Here is a 19,101-nt window from a genome sequence, read left to right on the forward strand (position 1 = left end):
ATTTTTAATGAAAGTCTCTCTTTATTCTTTCAAAAATCAACCGTTTTGATTCTTCCAGAGGTATTCCGGTTTTTAATGCTTCTTTCATCGACATGACCGGATATTTTTCCAAAGAAGAACTCTGTACATACATCTCTTCCGGTTCTTTTACCGAAGAAGTGTCATTCTCAAAGATGTATTCTTTAAATTTTTTCATAAGGCATATGTTTTTGCAAATTATTTAGCAAAGATATAAAATACCTTTTATCATGATCATTTTTTAATCATTAATTTTCAATCAATCATGAATGTACTCGAAACAATTCTCAGTTTCCTCACCAGTCTTGCCCGGATCATCTTTCCCCGCAAGCGAAAACCGGCAGCCGGCGACTGTCCCTGTCCTGATCCATACCCTCGTCCTCTTCCTGATGGCGATCACCCTATTGTCTCTCCTGATGCAGCAAACGGAAGTGACCCTGACAGCGATCGGAGCGATACTCTCGCTTTGCACCAGGGCGACCGGGGAACAAAACCGCGTATCGAACCCATAAACATGGCCGGTTATTGCCTGATGGCGGTCGGAGGTATCGGTTGTTTGTATAAACTGTTTGCTGTATGAGTCGGAAAGAAAATTACCAACGCATGCTCCTCCACAACAAAGCGACCGGATATGCTATCTTTATGTAAATACCATCTGTTTTTCGTTATCATCGACCAGTATTTCCCGGAAGAGGGGTGGGGGGATGAAGAAACGGAAATTTGAGGGTTTAAAAGGGATGTAGCAAAAGGTTCACTCAGGACTGTTGCTACATCCTTTTACTTATTTCACTAGCATATTCATTTTTAACAATGATTGCCTGTTATCCCATATATAAACTATATGGACAATATCATTCTCTATGAAATAAATTATTTTATGATTAGAATGTTCTGCAAATGAACGATAACATTTATCATGATGAGCTAACATTGGCTCTATTTTACCGATTGTAGGGCATACCTCTAAGGTATTTACAGCCTTTATAATGCTATTCTTAAATTTATCAGCAGCTTTAGTTTCCATTTCTTCAAGATACCAATCAAATATTTTTTTCATGACAGTTAAGGCTTCTTTCTCCCAATGTATCACATACATTACCAGGACTTTATAATTTTCATAGCTTCTTCATTCGTCACATATTCCCCACGTTCAAAAGCTGCTTCTGCTTTATCCAAAATTCCATCAAGTTCCTCTACTGAGCAACATCCCGGACATTTCTTTTCCTCCAATATCTCCTGATGAAGTAACTTTTGTAAATACTGTCGAACTTTTTTCAAACTCTTGATAGAATTCAAACGTCTGAGGCTGTTTTCAATCTCCATTCTTTCTAATTGAATCTCTGTTGTTTTCATAATTATATGTTTTGTAAATTCAAAACAAAGAAACGGATAAATAACTAAAAACCAAAAGAAAACCTCTAAAATGTCCTGAATTTTCTATCCCCTTTACCACTTTGACCATTCACCCCCAAGTTGGGGATATATTAAATTAGCCTGAGACTAAAGCAGCTTTTATCTGGCTTTGCTTAAAGCGTTCACTCAAATTTAGAATCATCTATGACCTTATCACCGACCTTATTATTATCCACTCCTTCTAAATCCTTACAGACTTTACCAATCCCTATCCATCATTCGCTTTTAAAGGTAATCCCTTCCGATGCATCATGTACAAATTCAAACTCCAATGTCCGGGCCAGTCCTTCTCCCAAGGTATAAGGTGCTTTAAATCCGGACTCCTGTACTTTGGTTGCATCAAACTGTGTCGTGGCACAGAACTTTTTTACCCGCACAGAACTTACGGTCAATTTCTTTCGGGTCAGGAAAGCCAGTGCATCAAAGCAATACCCTCCAATCATTCCCAGCCAAAGCGGGAAATGAGTTGCCGGTATATGTCTCTTTAAAACTTTGCTCACATGATCGATTAATTCATTCATCGTGAAATCAGGCTTGTCAATATAGTTATATACGTTATATCCTTCCGTTTTGTTTTCTATCAGAAACTTGATAAAAGCGACAATATTTCCTACATAGGCCATTGATTTTTTATTATTCCCTTTTCCAACCATCAGGAACTTACCTCCGGATATTTGCCGTAGCAAGTTATAAACATTCCCTCTGTTCCGTTCTCCGAATATGACTGTAGGACGCAGGATATTTATATTCCAGTCCGGATGTGCTTTATACCATTCCTGTAATACTTGTTCCGCCTGCCATTTACTTTTACCGTAATGGTTGAACGGATCGGCGGGATGATTTTCATTCGGTTTTTGTTTATTTAAACCATAGACGGCTACCGAACTGGTAAAAACAATGCGCTTGATACCATTAGCTTCCATCGCTTCCAATGTATTCCGCATACCTCCGACATTGACATCGTAATAAAGCGAAGTAGGGGAGACGTCGTCACGGTGCTCGGCGGCAAGCAAAACAACTAAATCTGTTCCAACTAAGAGCTCTGTTAGCTGGTCTTTATCTAATACATTTGCTATTGTTGTTATTTCCTGATGGAAATGACTTAGCTGTTTATCAATGTTTGTAATATCAAAAGAAGTACAATCTTTTAATAGATTGATAAGACGAGTGCCGACAAAGCCGGAAGCTCCTATTATTGTTATTTTCATAGATCAACAATAAGATTATTTGATGAGTATTATATTCGTTTCTTACAAATTAAGAATATACAATCGCATTTTTTTCATAAAATAGCAAGGCATATTGATTATCCAAAAAGACATATAAGCTAGAAGTAACGGGTACTTCAAAACTTGCCTATAGACAGCAATATTATATCTGATAAGCGACAATTTGTTAGAGGATAATGATGTTTCTTGTATTCTATAAACAGCTAATGGTTCTTTCATGCCATAAGCCACTTTTATTTTTTTCAAAATATTAAGCCAAAGTCCCCAATCCTGACGTTTCCTTATATCTGGAAAATACATTTTCCCAACCTTATATACATCAAAAATTGCAGTAGAACAACCTATCCCATTGTCTCTTTTCAGAGCCGCATAGGTAATATTGGAAAGGGAAACAACAATACTTGTAATTACATTACTCTCATCGCAGACCATATAGGAAGTATAAGATAATGCACAATTCTTTTCTTGCATAAAAGCAAGTTGTTTCTCCAATTTTTCCGGATACCACCGATCATCACTGTCACAGAAGGCGATAAATCGCCCTTTTGCCATTTCTATGGAATGATTACGAGCGACACCGGGACCAGAGTTTTCCTTCAATTGAAAAAAATTAATCCGAGTATCCTTTCGTTGATAACTATCTACAATCTCTCGTGTATTATCAACCGAACAATCATCTGTAATCAACAATTCCCAGTTCGTATATGTTTGGGAAAGTATGGATTCGATGGTTTGAGCGATGAACTTGGATGAGTTATAGGAAGGGGTTATGATGGAAACTAAACCGTGATTTTGCATAAGTCTTTTATTTGCATTTTAATTATAGTCTCATAACATACAAGGCTCTTTTACCCGATCGAGAGGAGTCAAAGCTTATATACTTTCCCGATGATGATATACGAGGATGAAGATCACAAGCTATATGGCACTTAAAATCCTTTGTTTGAAACTTTTTAGGGGAATATACATCAGCCAGCAACTTCACATCCGATGTCTCAATATCTACCTTATAAATTTTCGCCATTCGATATTTATCAGGATAGGTATCTGTTACAAAAACTGTATCCGATACAAAAGATTGATGCCCATCAGAGTTTAGCTTGTTTCCTGCAATTATTTTATAGTGATCAACATCTTTCATATCAAACAATACATGACAACTTTGACCATCTATAATGCACGATGCTATTAATTGATTTTTATGATTCCACACATAGTGAGAACCTGAATTTTGAGTAGGTAAGATAATAAGACCATTTATTTCCAAATCATAAACCATAATCCGAGTCCAACGTTTCATATAATTATCACTCTCGCTAATCCAGCGATGTAAAAAAGATATATATCGACCACTCGGACAAAACTCGGAATGGGTTATAAAATGCAGGTAGCCATTCTTAAATTTTTGTTCCACTGTATTTGCCAAATTAGATAGGGGGATCAATAAGCGGCTTGTGTTATTAGCCAAATCTATTATGAACAACCCTGTTTTCTCAGGAGCGGCTTCAGAAATAAAACCATTATCCTTATACGGATATCCATACCCCGGCATACATCTTTCTAAGCGCTCATAACTAAAAGAGGTAGCTAGCATACTATCGGAGTACACTGCATCTATAGGATAGTCCACTATATGTTCCTGAAGAGTATCTATATTTATAATCTTTGATACTAATTTATCATCAATCGCTGTATTAAAAATAAAACTATGATTATTTATCCATTGTAATCGACACCCTTTATGGTAATTCCAAGCATAAGACACTCCCTTCTTATGGAAATCACCTATTTCTATTTTTCTTAGATCAAAATATCCTACATCCAAACCTTCATTGGGTTTTGGCATTTTCAAATCAAAAGAAGAATGATTTGCCAAAAGCTTTGTGTCATCTTTTGAAAAAGGAGAAATGTCATGAAAACCGAAAAAGAAGCCTTCCTTAAATTGATACTTTTGCAAGAAATAATCATTTTTTCGAGGTATCAAGTCAAATACTCCTTGATATAAGTTTCTAATAAATTGTTTTATTGCAGGATTTTTTCGTACAATATTGTATATAAAATATTCTAATTTATTCATCACGAATAGTTAATTTTAGTCCATAATAATCAAGGGTATCTTGCAGTTGTATATCATTCTTTTTTTCTCCAACATTTTTGTCGTGTAATCGATCTCTAGTGATAATTTGGCGGAATAAGTCTACATTATAAGATTTTATCCCCGAATTAGGCACCCAAGTCCGTAATGTCTTATTTTTTATCGACATAACATAAAACCAAATGTCATCAGCCATTGGACATATCTTCATAAATACCTCTTTGTCTAATATATCTTTATCAAAGGCTGAAGGAGGGTAGAGTACGCCACCGAAACCTTGTGGCATTAATAAATTTTCGTTTAACTGTTGCCTATTATTAACTCGGCGATACTCTTTCCAATGCGAGTATGTACAAATATTACCATTGGTTTCAAATTCAGGAATACAACAGCTTAATGCACATATTTTCTCCGGGAATTCTCTATGACGTTGATAAAGTTTCTCAATTAAATGATGTGAATAATAAATGTCATCATCTATTGTTATTATAATTTTATCAGGATACTCAATTAATGCAGGTACTAACTTTGTAAAAGAACGCATATCTTCGCAGAATTTAATTTCAAATCTATCCCATGTACACATTCTTTTTAGTAAAAATGGTATATTCTCTTGATTCCACTTTGTTTTGTCTAGCCATAGGATCACTTTCTCAGGGGATACAGACTGAGATAAAATAGAGAATACCGAGTATATCGCACACTTAAAAACTCTATCTCCATAGCTGGTTAACGATACAATGACATTTTCTGCGATAAAATCAGATTGTTTAGCTCTGATATTAAATAGCAGAAGGAATAATACTTTAATTTTATACATGTTCCCTATTAAAGCGTCTATGAATATTTTTAATAAATGCATTATATGAAAGTTTATATTAAAATAATAGATTTCAATCAGTCATATATGTTTGAAATATTTCCATCCTTTCTTCAAAAGAACGTATGCCCCAAAGTAGATTGTCATACATCGACATAATATTTGAATGGGCAGTGAATGTTTTCATCACACATAGTAAGATTATATATGTTAGGAATAATTGTCTGTTTAATGGTCTTTTTATCAATTGCAATGTGTTTGGATAAAGTATCCAATATGAAAATATAAACAGTACGGATACTCGTTCAGCTAAAACCATTACATCAGTAAACATGTAAAAAGAGAGATAATAGAGTACAAAACAGTTGCTAAAGATACGGTTGTATTCACACTGTACATATAGCTGTTTGTTTAAACACACAAAAAGTATAAAAGCGAGTGTACGTTCTATATATCCAATCGAAAAATTATAATTTTCAGCATTAGACAAATAATTTACAACTTTGTCCGCCATTCTTTCTATTCCAAGTAGAGGCGCAATAAGCTCTACTAGCCAATCCGTCATACTGATATGAAGAAAAAACATAATATTAACAACAAAAAAACCACTCCATATCAGTATTTTGGGAATTTTTTTTGTTAGGATAAAATACATAGGTAAATATAAAAAAGATGTCAGATGAAAAAGGCATCCACCTAAATTTAAAAGAATATAAGGCAAGAATTTACGTTCCTTTAAATAAGGAATAGAGAGTAGAAATAAAGCCATGGCTTTCGTATTACGATATAAATTAAATTCTATCCCAAGTCCTTGGATGGCAAAGAATATAATAAAAGAAAGTACAACCGAGAAACTAAATCTTTGAAATAACCAATAAAAGACAGACAAATCAACTAGGGTATTAATAAATACCCAAAAAAAGAAATCAGGATAAATTGTTTTAATAATGGAGGAGTAAAAGATAAAACCGAATTCAAAACCTTCAGAATACAAACTGTTGAACTCCAGTTTGGAAAGAGTAGGAAGCTCTTCAAAGAAGGGATAATAAGATGCGTAATCAGAAGCAACGAACCCACGTAACCCGATGAAGAACAAAAGTAAGAAGAAGGCTCCTTGCTTCGCAAATCTTTTATGGTTTTGCTCTCTCCTGTACAAGTAATACAAGATGAGCAATATTATTATATAAGGTAATGTATATAAGTAACTGTACTGCACTCTCTTGCTTATTTTTGTAATAATCGGTATAGCTTGATTATCAGATTGCAAATACGTCTTTGTTTGTACATTGCTAATCTAAGTATGACTTTTTTGCTCATCGGTAAATGAAGTTCTTTTAACAGGGTTGGCTTATTTGATTCTGGCCACCACTCGTAAAATTCAGTTGGGACAGATTGATAAAACCATACGGATTTAGCTTTTAATTTTCGTATTAGTAAATCATGATCATATTTATTGCCATACTCTTTATGAATAAAGTTACTAATCCAATTGTTACAGACATAATCCAACTTTTTGATTAATTCAACTTTAGCAATAGAGGTGATTCCCTGCCCCTGTCTGCGGTAATGGTAAAGCGGTTCAGATACATATGCATATTTTTGAGAATAGATAAGCACCTGACAAAATCGTATTGTATCTTCAATGTATCCGCAATCTACAAATTCAATTTTTTTATAAATATCCCTTTTGACAAGTGTAACCCAAGAATAAAAACCATATTTACCTTGAAGGCAAGCTCTAATGCGTTCTTCCTTCGTACCTTCAAAGTTAAGATTTTTTTTTCACTCCTATTTTCCCACTCTGTCCAATAATTGCATAAAACCATATCTGCGTTTTTTGCTTTAGCCTCATTATACAACTTTTTATACATAGTTGTTTCTACCCAATCATCTGAATCACAAGATATGACGTATTCACCTGAAGCGTTTGAAAACAGCGTTTTGAATACTTTGAAATGTCCTTGATTATATTTATTATTTATAATACGGACTTGTTGTTTGCGCTGTGGAAACTCCTCTAAAACATTTTCTAAAATCTCTATACTGTCATCAAGCGTACAATCGTTAATAAACAAATATTCCATCTCTTCCAGTGTTTGGGAAAAAAGAGAGCGAGCACATTGTCCTATGTATTTCGCTGTATTATATATAGGAACACAAACGGTAACTTTAGGTTGCATATGTAGTATTTTATTCAAATGTACAGAACATCATGTTGTGAATATATGTAAATCTGAGTCATAGTAATCAAATTCTTTAATAATATATTATTTGTTATAGGGTGAAACTGGATATCTTAGGTATAATGTATTTCCTATTTTCCCCAGAAATGAATAGGCGAGCTTCCTGAGGAAAGACTTGCATCGTCCTATATATCCTCCATTATATCGCATTTTCATATCTTTCCATTCAGTCATAGATAAATATCTCATCCATTCATCACGATAAGGTAAGTAATCACCTTTAAACCATGGTTTATCACCAGCAAAATGGATTACTACTGGAGCTTTTATGGCTTCTCGGATGGACTTCATATCATTATACCAAACTCGAACGCTTAAATACTTTTCTTTGGCAAAATAAAAACTCATGGTATTGTATTTCTGATGAATATATTTTACTTTACCTTGTAATACAACATTTAAAGTGTCTTGATCAGGGTATAAAATCTTTTCCGCAAAAGAACAAATATAATTTATGCAACGCTCCCCAACTGAGTTTAGTCTCCAATAATTAAGGTTTATCAGTAAAACTCCTGAATTAAAATAAAAATGTTTCAGGTGGTTTATTTCTAAACGATGATAATCTTTTATACGTACAAAATCAGGTATTGCACATAATGCTATTTCGTCATCCATCTTTTCTTCCCATAAAGATCTTAAGTTATCAATCACAATTAAATCTGAATCCAAATAAATAATCCTATCCAAATATTCAGGTAACCACTCTGCCATAAGAAGACGATAAAAAACAGATATATGATATTTTCCTGAAATTCGATTTTTGACTTTTTCTATTTCTTGGAACTTTTCCAAATCAAAATGAACTAAGGACATCTCATGATCATAATGAGCAAACAAATGAGCTAATTTATCTTTATTTTCTTTTTTTAAATCAGGACAAATAATATGTACACAAAAACGATTATCTTTGTTATTTTCAAATAGAGAAACTAACGTGACAGCACAATAAGCCGCATAAGAGTCGGTTATTGTCAACAGGATGTGAATAGTGTCGCTCATGGTTTACTTTTTAAGTAAGTTATAGATGTAAAGTAGTGAGTTGCACAGCTTTTTATGATGGTGGATGGCAAGCCATAAAATCATTTTCTTTCCTATCGAAATGTGGAGTCGTTGTAGGACGGAATCTTGGTTGGCCTCCGGCCATGTGCCATAAAACTCATCCACGACTCGATTTCTCAGCCAGCTGATTTTAAACATCAATTTCACATCAAGTATTTCTTTTGCATATTTATCCCCATACTTTTCCTTGATAAAATCAAATATCCAAGTATATTTTTTGATAAGAGAGTCTCTTTTTTTCTCCAAATGAGATATATCATGGCTAATGCTGTTTGGTATAATACGGTAATGGTAAAAAGCCCTGGGAATAAAAGAGTAAGACTTTATGTAGCTTAAAAACTGGCACATTATGACGCAGTCCTCGCCATAACTTCCTTCGGATTTATCCGGGAAATAGATATTTTGTCCAGTCAGTAGTTCTCGTTTTATTATTCTGCTCCATACATAAGCGGCATATTCCCTTTTTATCCAATCGCCCATTATGGTGTCAAAAGGTCCGATATGGTGACTGGTTGCATATTTGACACCCGGCATAAATTCGATATAATGATCGCAGGCTACCATATCGACTCCGGTCTCTTTGGCTTTTTTGTAAAGTTCCTCATACATGGTAGTCTCTACCCAGTCGTCCGGTTCGCAACAAGCTATATATTCACCGGTGGTATGCTGTATGCCTGTCCGGCGAGCCGTACAGACTCCTTGATTTACTTCATGACGCACTATTTTAACTTGTGGTTTTCGATTAGGGTATTCTTCCAATACTTGTTCCAATATTCTAATGCTATCGTCCGGACTACAGTCATCAACAAAAATGTATTCCAAATCGTCCAGTGTTTGCTCAAATAGGCTTCGAACACACTTCTCAATGTATTTTTCCACTCCGTAAACCGGGACGTAAACCGATACTTTAGTCTGTTTCATTTTTGAATATATTAGGCAAATGGATATTGTCTTCTTTTAATCCGGGTATGGCACCCAAATATGCGGGAATTCTATGAGGGCGGCGCAACATTTTGAATGCTAATTCATTCCTTATATATCCACATATTCTCATGGGGAGAGGACGGTTGTCTTGACACTCTCCTTCCATTTCAAGATACTTGATTTTTAACTTATTATGTATACAATAGAGACCTAACAAAAACTCTCCCATATATGCAATATTGCGATTCAATCTTGTATATTGTGTAGGATGTATCCGATCTTCCACCCTGAATAAAATGTTAAAAAGGAATTGGGCATATTTTTCAAATTCACTCTTTCTAGTCACAAACATTTGAAAGGGAATGAGTTTATTGTTTGCATAATAGTAGTTGATAATGCTCTCTCGATATTCAGGATAAATTTCCAATATGGTATCGATAAAAATACATATATCTTCCAAACAGGTTAGATTGTGAAGTAAATCCATTATAGGACGGGGGCTATTGCCTGTTTTAACTAATATGATGTCTTTTCCATCCATCAATTTGTCAATATTATCTTGTGTTATGTGAGTTTTGAATTTCCTTCTATAATGGTTTAATCCAATATATTCAACATCCTTTAAGTTTTTCCACGCCCAATACAAGACTGTTGTTTCGCAATATCTTTTATTTTTGGCACTAATGTTATCTCCGGTATCATCACCCAATATACCTAAATCCACATTGGAAATAGCTTTACCTCCATGAATGGGGGTATATACTTCATCTTGGTAGAAATTGCCCGGTTTATGGCAACAAACCAATATTTTAATCTTATCCATCTTTTAAATTACCATTCTCAATATTTTTTCAACAATCTGGTGCATATCATAATACTTATACTCAGCCAGTCTTCCGCCAAATATCACCTTCTCATCCTTTTCTGCCAATTCTCGGTATTTCTCATACAATAATGTATTCTTTGTGTCATTCACCGGATAGTATGGTTCGCAGTCTTCTTGCCATTCTTGCGAATATTCTTTGGTAATGACTGTTTTCGGTTGCGTTCCGAACTCAAAATACTTATGCTCGATGATTCGGGTGTAGGGATGGTCTGTATCCGTATAGTTCACGGCAATGTTGCCTTGATAGTTGGAAATATCCAGTACTTCCTCCTCAAAACGAAGGCTGCGGTATTCCAGCTTGCCAAACCGGCAACCGTAATATTCATCGATTTTTCCGGTAAAGACCACTTTGTCAGCCAAAGCCTCCAAACCGCTGCGGTCTTTGATGAAGTCCGTGTTCAGCCGTACTTCTACACCGTCCAACAATCCTTCGATCAATTTGTTATATCCTCCTACCGGATGGCCCTGATAGATGTCATTGAAATAATTGTTGTTATAAGAAAGACGTACCGGTAGCCGGCGGATAATGAACGCGGGCAGGTCTTTGCATCGACGCCCCCATTGTTTTTCAGTATAGCCTTTGATCAATGTCTCATAGATTTCCCGCCCTACTAAAGAGATGGCTTGCTCTTCCAGATTTGCAGGTATCTTTCCCGCCATTTCCATCTGCTGTTCTTCTATCTTGACCATTGCCTCTGCCGGAGTAATCGTACCCCACAATTGATAGAATGTATTCATATTGAAAGGCAGATTATACAACTTGCCCTTGTAATAAGCCAACGGTTCATAACGGAAATGATTGAAAGGAACAATGGAGTTCACAAAATCCCATACATCTTTATTCGACGTATGGAATATATGCGGACCATATTTGTGTACATTTATTCCTTCTACATTTTCACAGTACAAATTACCGCCTGTATGAAGACGTTTATCAATCACCAACACTTTTTTTCCCACCTTTTTAGCTTTGTAGGCGAACATAGAGCCATACAATCCGGCTCCAACTATTAGATAATCATATTTACTCATGTTTATTCTTATTCAGCATATTAACAATTACACTTCGAATCTGATGGACAAAAACATCTTCTTTAATCCAAAGATATCCTCCATATATTAAAATCGAGGATAAACAACCCGTAAAGACATACACTATCTCATCGGTTATCAAGAATTTCAACAAAAAAAGCAGAACAGCCATTAAAAAGGTAGCTACATAATAATGTGTGTTTTGTTTGGATATAAACCTTATAGAAACATATCTTCGAGCGAAAACAATAGCAGTAATCGTCACCAAGCATTCCGCTATACAAGTCGCTATCCCCGCCCCATATTGGGAATAGGAGGGTATAAGAAGCAAATTCAAAATAAAATTCACGACTGCTCCAGTTAACGTAGCATAGACCACCAACTTTTCTTTATCCAGCGGAAACAATATTTGCCAGCACATAATCCCCGAAAGAGAGATAAACAATATAATTGGAGCCATGATCTGCATCGTTAATATAGCAGGTTCAAATCCATCCCCACAAAAAAGATGGATCAATGGCTTTGCCGTGAATATTACCCCGATAGTTAGAGGCAAACTGGTAGCCAATGTGAAATTCATAGCCTTATTCGCTAGTAGTCGGAATTCATCCATACGATTCTCACTAATCAAGTTCGCAAGACGAGGTAATAAGACTGTTCCTAATGATTGCACAATTCCCAAAATGGATTTAGTTATACGGGTAGATGCAGCATAATACCCTACGGTCGCCTCGTTTTTCATGAATCCAAGCATGACAGAGTCTAAGTTCACGTAAATACTGATCACCAGATTCATGGCGAATATTTTCAAAGCTGGTCGTAAATGCCTCAAAGGATGTAACTCTTTCAAACACAATTGACTGATATCAATATACTTTCGTAAGCGAATAAAATTGAATAAGTTGCTCCCCACTTCCGCTGTAACAGATATAGCTGCATAATAAAACAAATCGGACTTATCTTTAATAAAAACAAACAAGCATATCAATGAAAATACGCGAATGACAATAGCCCTTATCGTGATATACTTGAAATCTTCTATCCCTTGATAAAACCAGATCGCTCCGATCGCTGTGAAAAACAAGTTGGTACTTAGTAACAGAAACAAAGGGATATCCACTTGGATCTTCGCAACTGTCGCCACTAGCACATATACTACGGCATACCCTCCCAAAGTCAATACGGAATGTAACAACAATATCTCGATAGCAGTCTTACTACACAAAGTTTTATCATTACGTACACGGGCTATCTCACGTATCGCATACAGAGGAATGCCTAAAGCTGTACAAAGAGAAATATAACCTATTATCCCTTGGAAAAACTGTACTTGACCAATTCCATCTGCCAATAATATTCGTGAGGCATAAGGAAAGGTAACCAATGGAAACAGTAATCCGGAAATGGTATTGACTAAGTTTAAAGCGAAATTACGTTTGATAGAAGATGCCATAAAATCAAACACTCCATATCACACCTTTCACAGCTTGATACTTTAATAAATCATTCATATAGCTTAAATGGGAATAAATCTGTTATTTTAAGCAGATTACTTTTTTATTTTATTCTCGAAATATCCAATTGTTTTCTTCAACCCTTCTTCCAATCGGATAGTAGGTTCCCAATTTAACTTCTCTTTTGCCAACGTTATATCCGGTTTACGCTGTTTCGGATCGTCACCTGGTAACGGGCAATGTACAATCTTTGATTTCGAATTCGTCAACTCTATCACTTTCTCTGCCAATTCCAACATCGTAAACTCACCAGGATTTCCGGTGTTCACCGGACCGATAAAATCATCACCGGTAGCCATCATACGAACCATAGCTTCAATCAAATCATCCACATATTGGAAACTTCTGGTTTGAGTTCCATCCCCATAGATTGTGATATCTTCCCCTTTTAACGCCTGCACAATAAAATTGGAAACGACACGTCCGTCATTCGAATTCATTCGAGGACCATACGTATTGAAGATGCGGATGATTTTAATCCGTACACCATTCTGACGATGATAATCCATAAACAAAGTTTCGGCTGCGCGTTTGCCTTCATCGTAACAACTACGAATTCCAATCGGGTTCACATTTCCCCAATAAGATTCTACCTGCGGATGAATGGCCGGATCGCCATACACTTCACTGGTCGATGCCTGGAGAATCTTTGCTTTCGTTCGTTTGGCCAACCCCAACATGTTCATGGCTCCGTAAATGGAGGTTTTCATTGTTTTTATGGCATTATATTGATAATGGGGAGGTGATGCAGGACATGCCAGATTATAGATTTCATCAACCTCCGCGTAATAAGGAGAAGTTACATCGTGACGAACCAACTCAAAGTTGTCATAATGCAACAGGTGACGAATATTATCCTTACTTCCGGTAAAATAATTATCCAGGCAAATGACGTCATTACCTTCTTTCACCAAGCGTTCGCACAGATGGGAGCCGAGAAAACCGGCTCCACCCGTTACTAATATACGTTTCATTTTTGTCCGATTCTCGAATAAGTAAAACCTAACTCTTTTAACTCTTCTCCATCATAAATATTCCGTCCATCTACAACCACATGATTTTTCATAGCTTTATGGATTATAGACCAACTGGGCATACGGAATTGTTTCCATTCTGTCATCAATGCGATAGCATCAGCATCAATCACGGCTTCATACATATCTTTACAATAGGAAACAATATTCCCAATTTTACGTTTTGTTTCATCCATGGCAATGGGATCGAATACATTAATCATAGCTCCTGCTTTCAATAACTTTTCAATCACAACTAATGCCGGAGCTTCACGCATATCATCTGTTTCCGGTTTAAAAGATAATCCCCACAAAGCAATAGTCTTACCTTTCAAGTCTCCATTAAAAGCTGTACTCAATTTGTCGAATACAATATTCTTTTGCTCTTCATTTACTGCTTCTACAGCCTCTATGACGCGCATATGGTATCCGTTTTCTATTCCTGTATGCAGCAAAGCTTTCACATCCTTGGGAAAGCAAGAACCGCCATATCCACAACCAGCATACAAAAAACGACTACCGATACGGGAGTCTGCCCCCATACCTTTACGCACATTGTCTACATTTGCTCCAATGCGTTCGCAGAGATTAGCTATATCGTTCATAAAGCTGATGCGGGTTGCCAGCATGGCATTTGCTGCATATTTTGTCATTTCGGCAGAAGAGACATCCATTATTAGGATTGGATAGCCATTTAGCGTGAAGGGGCGATATAGTTTTTCCATTAATTTTTTTGCCCGTTCGCTTTCAACACCGACAACTACGCGGTCTGGTGCCATGAAATCTTTGATGGCTGCTCCTTCTTTTAGGAATTCAGGATTAGAAGCAACATCAAATTCAATATCTACTCCACGTTTATCTAGTTCCTCCTGTATGGCTACACGAACTTTTTCGGCTGTACCAACAGGCACTGTACTCTTTGTAACCAGCACGACGTGCTTCTTTATATGACGTCCTACCGTACGAGCAACTTCCAACACATATTTCAAATCTGCACTTCCATCTTCGTCGGGAGGGGTTCCTACCGCACTAAAGACTATTTCAACATTATCTAAGCAAGATGTTAAATCTGTTGTAAAATGAAGACGATCTGCTTTTACATTACGTGCAACCAAATCATCCAAGCCTGGCTCGTAGATTGGCATCTCACCATTTAATAATTTTGTAATTTTGTTTTCATTGATATCTACACAAGTGACATCAATGCCCATTTCTGAAAAACAAGCTCCTGATACAAGACCTACATAGCCTGTACCAACAATTGCTATATTCATATTTTTATAATATTTGTTTGTGAAATATTCTTTTTATTAGACCTTTTATCTCGTATCCTATCAAACCAAACATTTAATCCAATCCAGATAATGATATCTGCTAGAAGTAAAAGGTTGTTGTCTATGTAGGGTATTAATAGAATATTGAGGCAACTAAATGTTATAGCCATAGCTAAAATGCAAATCATTGCTTTACGGGGACTATATCCCATATCCAAAAATTTATGATGGATATGATTTCTATCTGCCTCAAACAGTCCTTTATGATTTCTAAATCTTACTAATATGACCCGGAACACGTCGAACATAGGTACTATCAATGTTGAGAAGGCAACTACTATTGCCCCTTCTGAATAGGGAGCCTTTTCCGGATTATAATTGGTATAGGAGATTGCTAAAAAGGCTAATATATATCCTAATGTCAGACTACCTGTATCCCCCATAAATATTTTTTTGCAACGATCGACTTTACCAAATACATTATAATAGAAGAAGGGTAGTAGTACTCCTAGTGTCGAGAAGGCGAGCATGGCATAGATCCATTGGTCATGATAAAGGAATAAGCTTCCAAGTGCCAACAGTGATATGCTACTTAGCCCTGATGCCAATCCGTCGATGCCATCAATTAAATTGATCGCATTAACAATGAATACAGTTAATAAGATGGTGAAGGGGATACCTAGCCAGGGGGTAAGTTCGTCAATACCGAAAAGACCATACAGGTTATTAATCCATAGGCCGGATAAAGGTATTAGAGAGGCGGCTATGATCTGTACAACAAATTTGCTTCGATAACGTAGTCCTACCAGGTCGTCTTTTATGCCTGATAAATACAATAACGTTAGGCCACAGGCCATGAAGTAAAATTCAGGAATTATGAAATGGAGCCTTTCTGTAGGGATTTCATAACCCATAAGGTACCTTAAACCGGTGGTGAAAGATAGTGCAAAAAGGATGGTGGGGACGAAAGATATACCTCCGAGGCGGGGTACTATTCCATTATGGATTTTTCGTTCATTAGGTATATCGAATAATTTTTTTCGGAAGGCAACTACCAGAATACGTGGAATAATCAACGCTGATAGAATTATTGATATAAATAAGGATATAGCTATAAGTAGGTAAGCCATTATATTAATACTAGTTGTAAAATACGACAATGTTCGTCAGTCACATATATGAGCTGACGAATGAATGACTAAAAAAAACGATCGTTTTTTTTAGTCATTATTATGTTCTTTTTAACATATTGCTTAATTATTCATTAGTGCATGATAATCATGTATTGATAAATTTTGTTTGTTGTATATACAAATAAAATGCATACCTTTGCACTGACTAAAATAAACGATCGTTTTTTTTAGTCATGTATTTTGGAGTTATATGTTTGATATATAGTGGTTTGTGAAGTTTTTTATGTGGGTCCCAAAAGAAACTTTGTTTATATGACGGCAAAGATGAACTTATAAATGAAATCCAACAATAAGTAGACGCGTTTTTCTAATGACTTAAAGTGTGATTTATATATAAGTGATAAATATTATTTAGAATAAACTGTTTTGAATTTATTGTTTGATTCATTTCTTGACAGTTTTGAAACAAATAATCTCCTTTCCTTTTTGTCCGAAGGAAATATTCTATATCTTTGTCACACCGCCTGTTATTGGGTGGCGACCAAAATATATATGCTATGGGAAAGTTTATTAATCCCTTCACCGACTTCGGTTTTCACCGGATTTTCGGTCAGGAGGTGCACAAAGAGTTATTAATTGATTTCTTAAATCAACTGCTGGAAGGCGAACGCCATATCAGCGATATCATCTTCCAAAATCCGATCCTACAACCGGAAACGATTGAAGACCGGGGAGTGATATTCGATATTCATTGCAAGGATGATAAAGGCGGTTGGTTTGTAGTGGAAATGCAGAACGGAGCCCAGCCCTACTTTTACGACCGGGGTATCTATTACTTATCGCGGGCTATCAGTAATCAGGGTGAAAAAGGTAAAGACTGGACGTTTAACCTCTGCCCGGTATACGGCATCTTCCTGTTAAACTATAAGATGGGAATGAACTCCAAATTCCGTACAGATGTTATACTGGCAGACCGTGATACCGGACGGATGTTTAGCGACAAAATCCGGCAGGTATATCTGGAGTTACCCTGGTTCACGAAAGATGCTGATGATTGTGAAACAGATTTTGAACGTTGGTTATATTTGTTAAAACATATGGATACATTAGACAGAATGCCCTTCAAGGCGCAAAAGGCCGTATTCGACAAACTGCTCGAAGTGGCGGATGTGGCTAATCTGAGCAAGGACGAGCGTGTCTTGTATGACGAAGCCTTGAAACGTTATCGCGACTACAAAAATACGATTGACTATGCCGAAGAGAGAGGGATAGAAAAAGGGCGCAAAGAAGGTATCGAGATAGGAGTGACCAAAGGACTAAAGGAAGGACGTAAAGAAGGCAAAAAGGAAGGCGTCTATTCCGTAGCAAAAGCCATGAAAGAGAAAGGTCTTCCTCTCCTGACAATTGCAGAGGTAACCGGTCTCGGCGAGGCGGAGATAGAAACATTATAATATTTATAGTAAATAGATAACTAAACAAGGCAGTTTCATTCGAGACTGCCTTGTTTACGTTAGAAATTGCCTCACTTTCTACGAGTGCGCCAGTCAACCGTTGTTAAAATTAAAATATCCTTTTGCTACTGGAGTGAACCCGCAAAAAGAGCGATCTCAGACGAGACCGCTCCTTTGTTTTCTGTTATATAATGTGGATTTTACAACGCCTGTATCTCGGCTTCACTAAGACCGGTGGCTTGAATGATAGATTGCAAATCCATCCCAAGCCCCTTGAGTCGGGTAGCGACACTTCTGACGCCTTCGGCTTTACCTTTTTCCATCCCGATCTCTATCCCCTCTTCCAGCTTTGTCTCCATACAAGCGTATAAGTCACGCTCTGTCGACAAGCTAAGTTCATAGGCCAACCGCTCGTCGGGGGTCATGCGTTCGATCTCCACAATGCTTTTCAGCTTCTGGAAAATTTGCTCGTTTAATTCCTTGGGTAATCGTTCCATGATCTCGATATTGTTTAATACAAATAAAAACTTCTTATATAATGTATCGCACTGCGAAAGCGCCAACCTGAATTTGGGCATCTCCAGATAAACCTCCGTAAGGGTATCACTGAAAGGCTCCTTTAGTTCACGGTCCATACGGATCACATCCCAGCGATACTTCTCAGGATGCTTACGGTCCATGATATAGTTTAAAACACAAACTACATACACACGGTTCACCGCATAGTTCCAACGAAGACGTTTCGGCACGGTTTTACCGCAGTTTTCTTCGCTATTTCTTTCTCTGCTCTTTTCCCAAGCTGTCAACTCTTCGAGTTCGTGTTCCAACTGCTGTGGTAAATGTAAATATTATATACTAAATAACAAAGCAATTGAAGAAGAAGAATTAGGTGTTAATGGGATGGCGGTTGAATCAATTATTGACAGATATGAATGTAGTGCGTTGGTAGGGGCGGTTCGCGAACCGCCCTTACAGGCGCCGTCACAATGGAACAGGC

The 19,101-nt window shown here is 36.6% G+C and carries 20 protein-coding genes; 2 read left to right on the plus strand and 18 right to left on the minus strand.

What is annotated here, in order from left to right; translation table 11 throughout:
* Positions 1–4: 4 nt before the first annotated feature.
* Positions 5–196, minus strand: coding sequence for a hypothetical protein (locus M1P97_RS01435; RefSeq protein ID WP_195375475.1), 192 nt, complete (start codon positions 194–196; stop codon positions 5–7).
* Between the two features lie 87 nt (positions 197–283).
* On the opposite strand from M1P97_RS01435, the gene M1P97_RS01440 reads away from it, so the two are divergent.
* Positions 284–598: a hypothetical protein gene (locus tag M1P97_RS01440; protein ID WP_249388186.1), complete on the plus strand. Its 315-nt coding sequence runs from the start codon at positions 284–286 to the stop codon at positions 596–598.
* A gap of 201 nt (positions 599–799) precedes the next feature.
* Here M1P97_RS01440 and M1P97_RS01445 read toward each other — a convergent pair whose 3' ends face one another.
* The 16 genes from M1P97_RS01445 to M1P97_RS01520 form a co-directional block, all read right to left on the minus strand.
* A complete protein-coding gene (locus M1P97_RS01445) occupies positions 800–1,114 on the minus strand; it encodes a type II toxin-antitoxin system RelE/ParE family toxin (protein WP_262923211.1) in 315 nt (104 codons plus the stop codon).
* Entirely contained in the window at positions 1,114–1,371 is a 258-nt protein-coding gene (locus M1P97_RS01450; RefSeq protein ID WP_249388188.1) for a hypothetical protein, read from the minus strand. Before M1P97_RS01450 ends, M1P97_RS01445 begins: the two co-directional genes overlap by 1 nt.
* Before the next feature lie 275 nt (positions 1,372–1,646).
* Complete coding sequence (locus M1P97_RS01455; RefSeq protein ID WP_249388189.1) at positions 1,647–2,639, minus strand: NAD-dependent epimerase/dehydratase family protein; 993 nt, start codon at positions 2,637–2,639, stop codon at positions 1,647–1,649.
* A 42-nt stretch (positions 2,640–2,681) separates the two neighbouring features.
* Positions 2,682–3,458 (minus strand): glycosyltransferase family 2 protein, encoded by a 777-nt coding sequence (locus tag M1P97_RS01460; protein ID WP_249388190.1) that lies wholly within the window; start codon positions 3,456–3,458, stop codon positions 2,682–2,684.
* Between the two features lie 22 nt (positions 3,459–3,480).
* On the minus strand, positions 3,481–4,737 hold the full coding sequence (locus M1P97_RS01465) for a TolB-like translocation protein (RefSeq protein ID WP_249388191.1): 1,257 nt from the start codon (positions 4,735–4,737) through the stop codon (positions 3,481–3,483).
* A complete protein-coding gene (locus M1P97_RS01470) occupies positions 4,730–5,617 on the minus strand; it encodes a hypothetical protein (protein WP_249388192.1) in 888 nt (295 codons plus the stop codon). The genes M1P97_RS01465 and M1P97_RS01470 overlap by 8 nt, the downstream gene beginning before the upstream one ends.
* Positions 5,618–5,648: 31 nt before the next feature.
* Positions 5,649–6,842 (minus strand): EpsG family protein, encoded by a 1,194-nt coding sequence (locus M1P97_RS01475; protein ID WP_249388193.1) that lies wholly within the window; start codon positions 6,840–6,842, stop codon positions 5,649–5,651.
* Positions 6,843–7,230: 388 nt separating this feature from the next.
* Positions 7,231–7,755: a glycosyltransferase family 2 protein gene (locus M1P97_RS01480; RefSeq protein ID WP_249388194.1), complete on the minus strand. Its 525-nt coding sequence runs from the start codon at positions 7,753–7,755 to the stop codon at positions 7,231–7,233.
* A gap of 87 nt (positions 7,756–7,842) precedes the next feature.
* Positions 7,843–8,817 carry a glycosyltransferase family 8 protein gene (locus tag M1P97_RS01485; RefSeq protein ID WP_249388195.1) on the minus strand — a complete coding sequence of 325 codons (975 nt, stop codon included), beginning with the start codon at positions 8,815–8,817 and terminating at the stop codon, positions 7,843–7,845.
* A gap of 3 nt (positions 8,818–8,820) precedes the next feature.
* Entirely contained in the window at positions 8,821–9,798 is a 978-nt protein-coding gene (locus M1P97_RS01490; protein WP_249388196.1) for a glycosyltransferase family 2 protein, read from the minus strand.
* The gene (locus M1P97_RS01495; protein ID WP_249388197.1) at positions 9,785–10,624 is read right to left on the minus strand and encodes a DUF4422 domain-containing protein; all 840 of its coding nucleotides are present in this window, start codon (positions 10,622–10,624) and stop codon (positions 9,785–9,787) included. Before M1P97_RS01495 ends, M1P97_RS01490 begins: the two co-directional genes overlap by 14 nt.
* A gap of 3 nt (positions 10,625–10,627) precedes the next feature.
* Positions 10,628–11,719 carry a UDP-galactopyranose mutase gene (gene glf, locus M1P97_RS01500; protein WP_249388198.1) on the minus strand — a complete coding sequence of 364 codons (1,092 nt, stop codon included), beginning with the start codon at positions 11,717–11,719 and terminating at the stop codon, positions 10,628–10,630.
* Positions 11,712–13,172 carry a flippase gene (locus M1P97_RS01505; protein WP_249388199.1) on the minus strand — a complete coding sequence of 487 codons (1,461 nt, stop codon included), beginning with the start codon at positions 13,170–13,172 and terminating at the stop codon, positions 11,712–11,714. The genes glf and M1P97_RS01505 overlap by 8 nt, the downstream gene beginning before the upstream one ends.
* Positions 13,173–13,268: 96 nt before the next feature.
* A complete protein-coding gene (locus M1P97_RS01510; RefSeq protein ID WP_249388200.1) occupies positions 13,269–14,207 on the minus strand; it encodes a UDP-glucuronic acid decarboxylase family protein in 939 nt (312 codons plus the stop codon).
* The gene (locus M1P97_RS01515) at positions 14,204–15,520 is read right to left on the minus strand and encodes a UDP-glucose dehydrogenase family protein (protein WP_249388201.1); all 1,317 of its coding nucleotides are present in this window, start codon (positions 15,518–15,520) and stop codon (positions 14,204–14,206) included. The genes M1P97_RS01510 and M1P97_RS01515 overlap by 4 nt, the downstream gene beginning before the upstream one ends.
* Positions 15,517–16,650 carry an MraY family glycosyltransferase gene (locus tag M1P97_RS01520; protein ID WP_249388202.1) on the minus strand — a complete coding sequence of 378 codons (1,134 nt, stop codon included), beginning with the start codon at positions 16,648–16,650 and terminating at the stop codon, positions 15,517–15,519. The genes M1P97_RS01515 and M1P97_RS01520 overlap by 4 nt, the downstream gene beginning before the upstream one ends.
* 560 nt (positions 16,651–17,210) lie before the next feature.
* Here M1P97_RS01520 and M1P97_RS01525 point away from each other — a divergent pair.
* A complete protein-coding gene (locus tag M1P97_RS01525; RefSeq protein WP_195375461.1) occupies positions 17,211–18,104 on the plus strand; it encodes an Rpn family recombination-promoting nuclease/putative transposase in 894 nt (297 codons plus the stop codon).
* Between the two features lie 200 nt (positions 18,105–18,304).
* Here M1P97_RS01525 and M1P97_RS01530 read toward each other — a convergent pair whose 3' ends face one another.
* Entirely contained in the window at positions 18,305–18,931 is a 627-nt protein-coding gene (locus tag M1P97_RS01530) for an Rpn family recombination-promoting nuclease/putative transposase (RefSeq protein ID WP_249388203.1), read from the minus strand.
* Between the last annotated feature and the right edge of the window lie 170 nt (positions 18,932–19,101).

This window comes from Parabacteroides leei, from assembly GCF_023369805.1.
GTDB lineage: Bacteria > Bacteroidota > Bacteroidia > Bacteroidales > Tannerellaceae > Parabacteroides > Parabacteroides leei.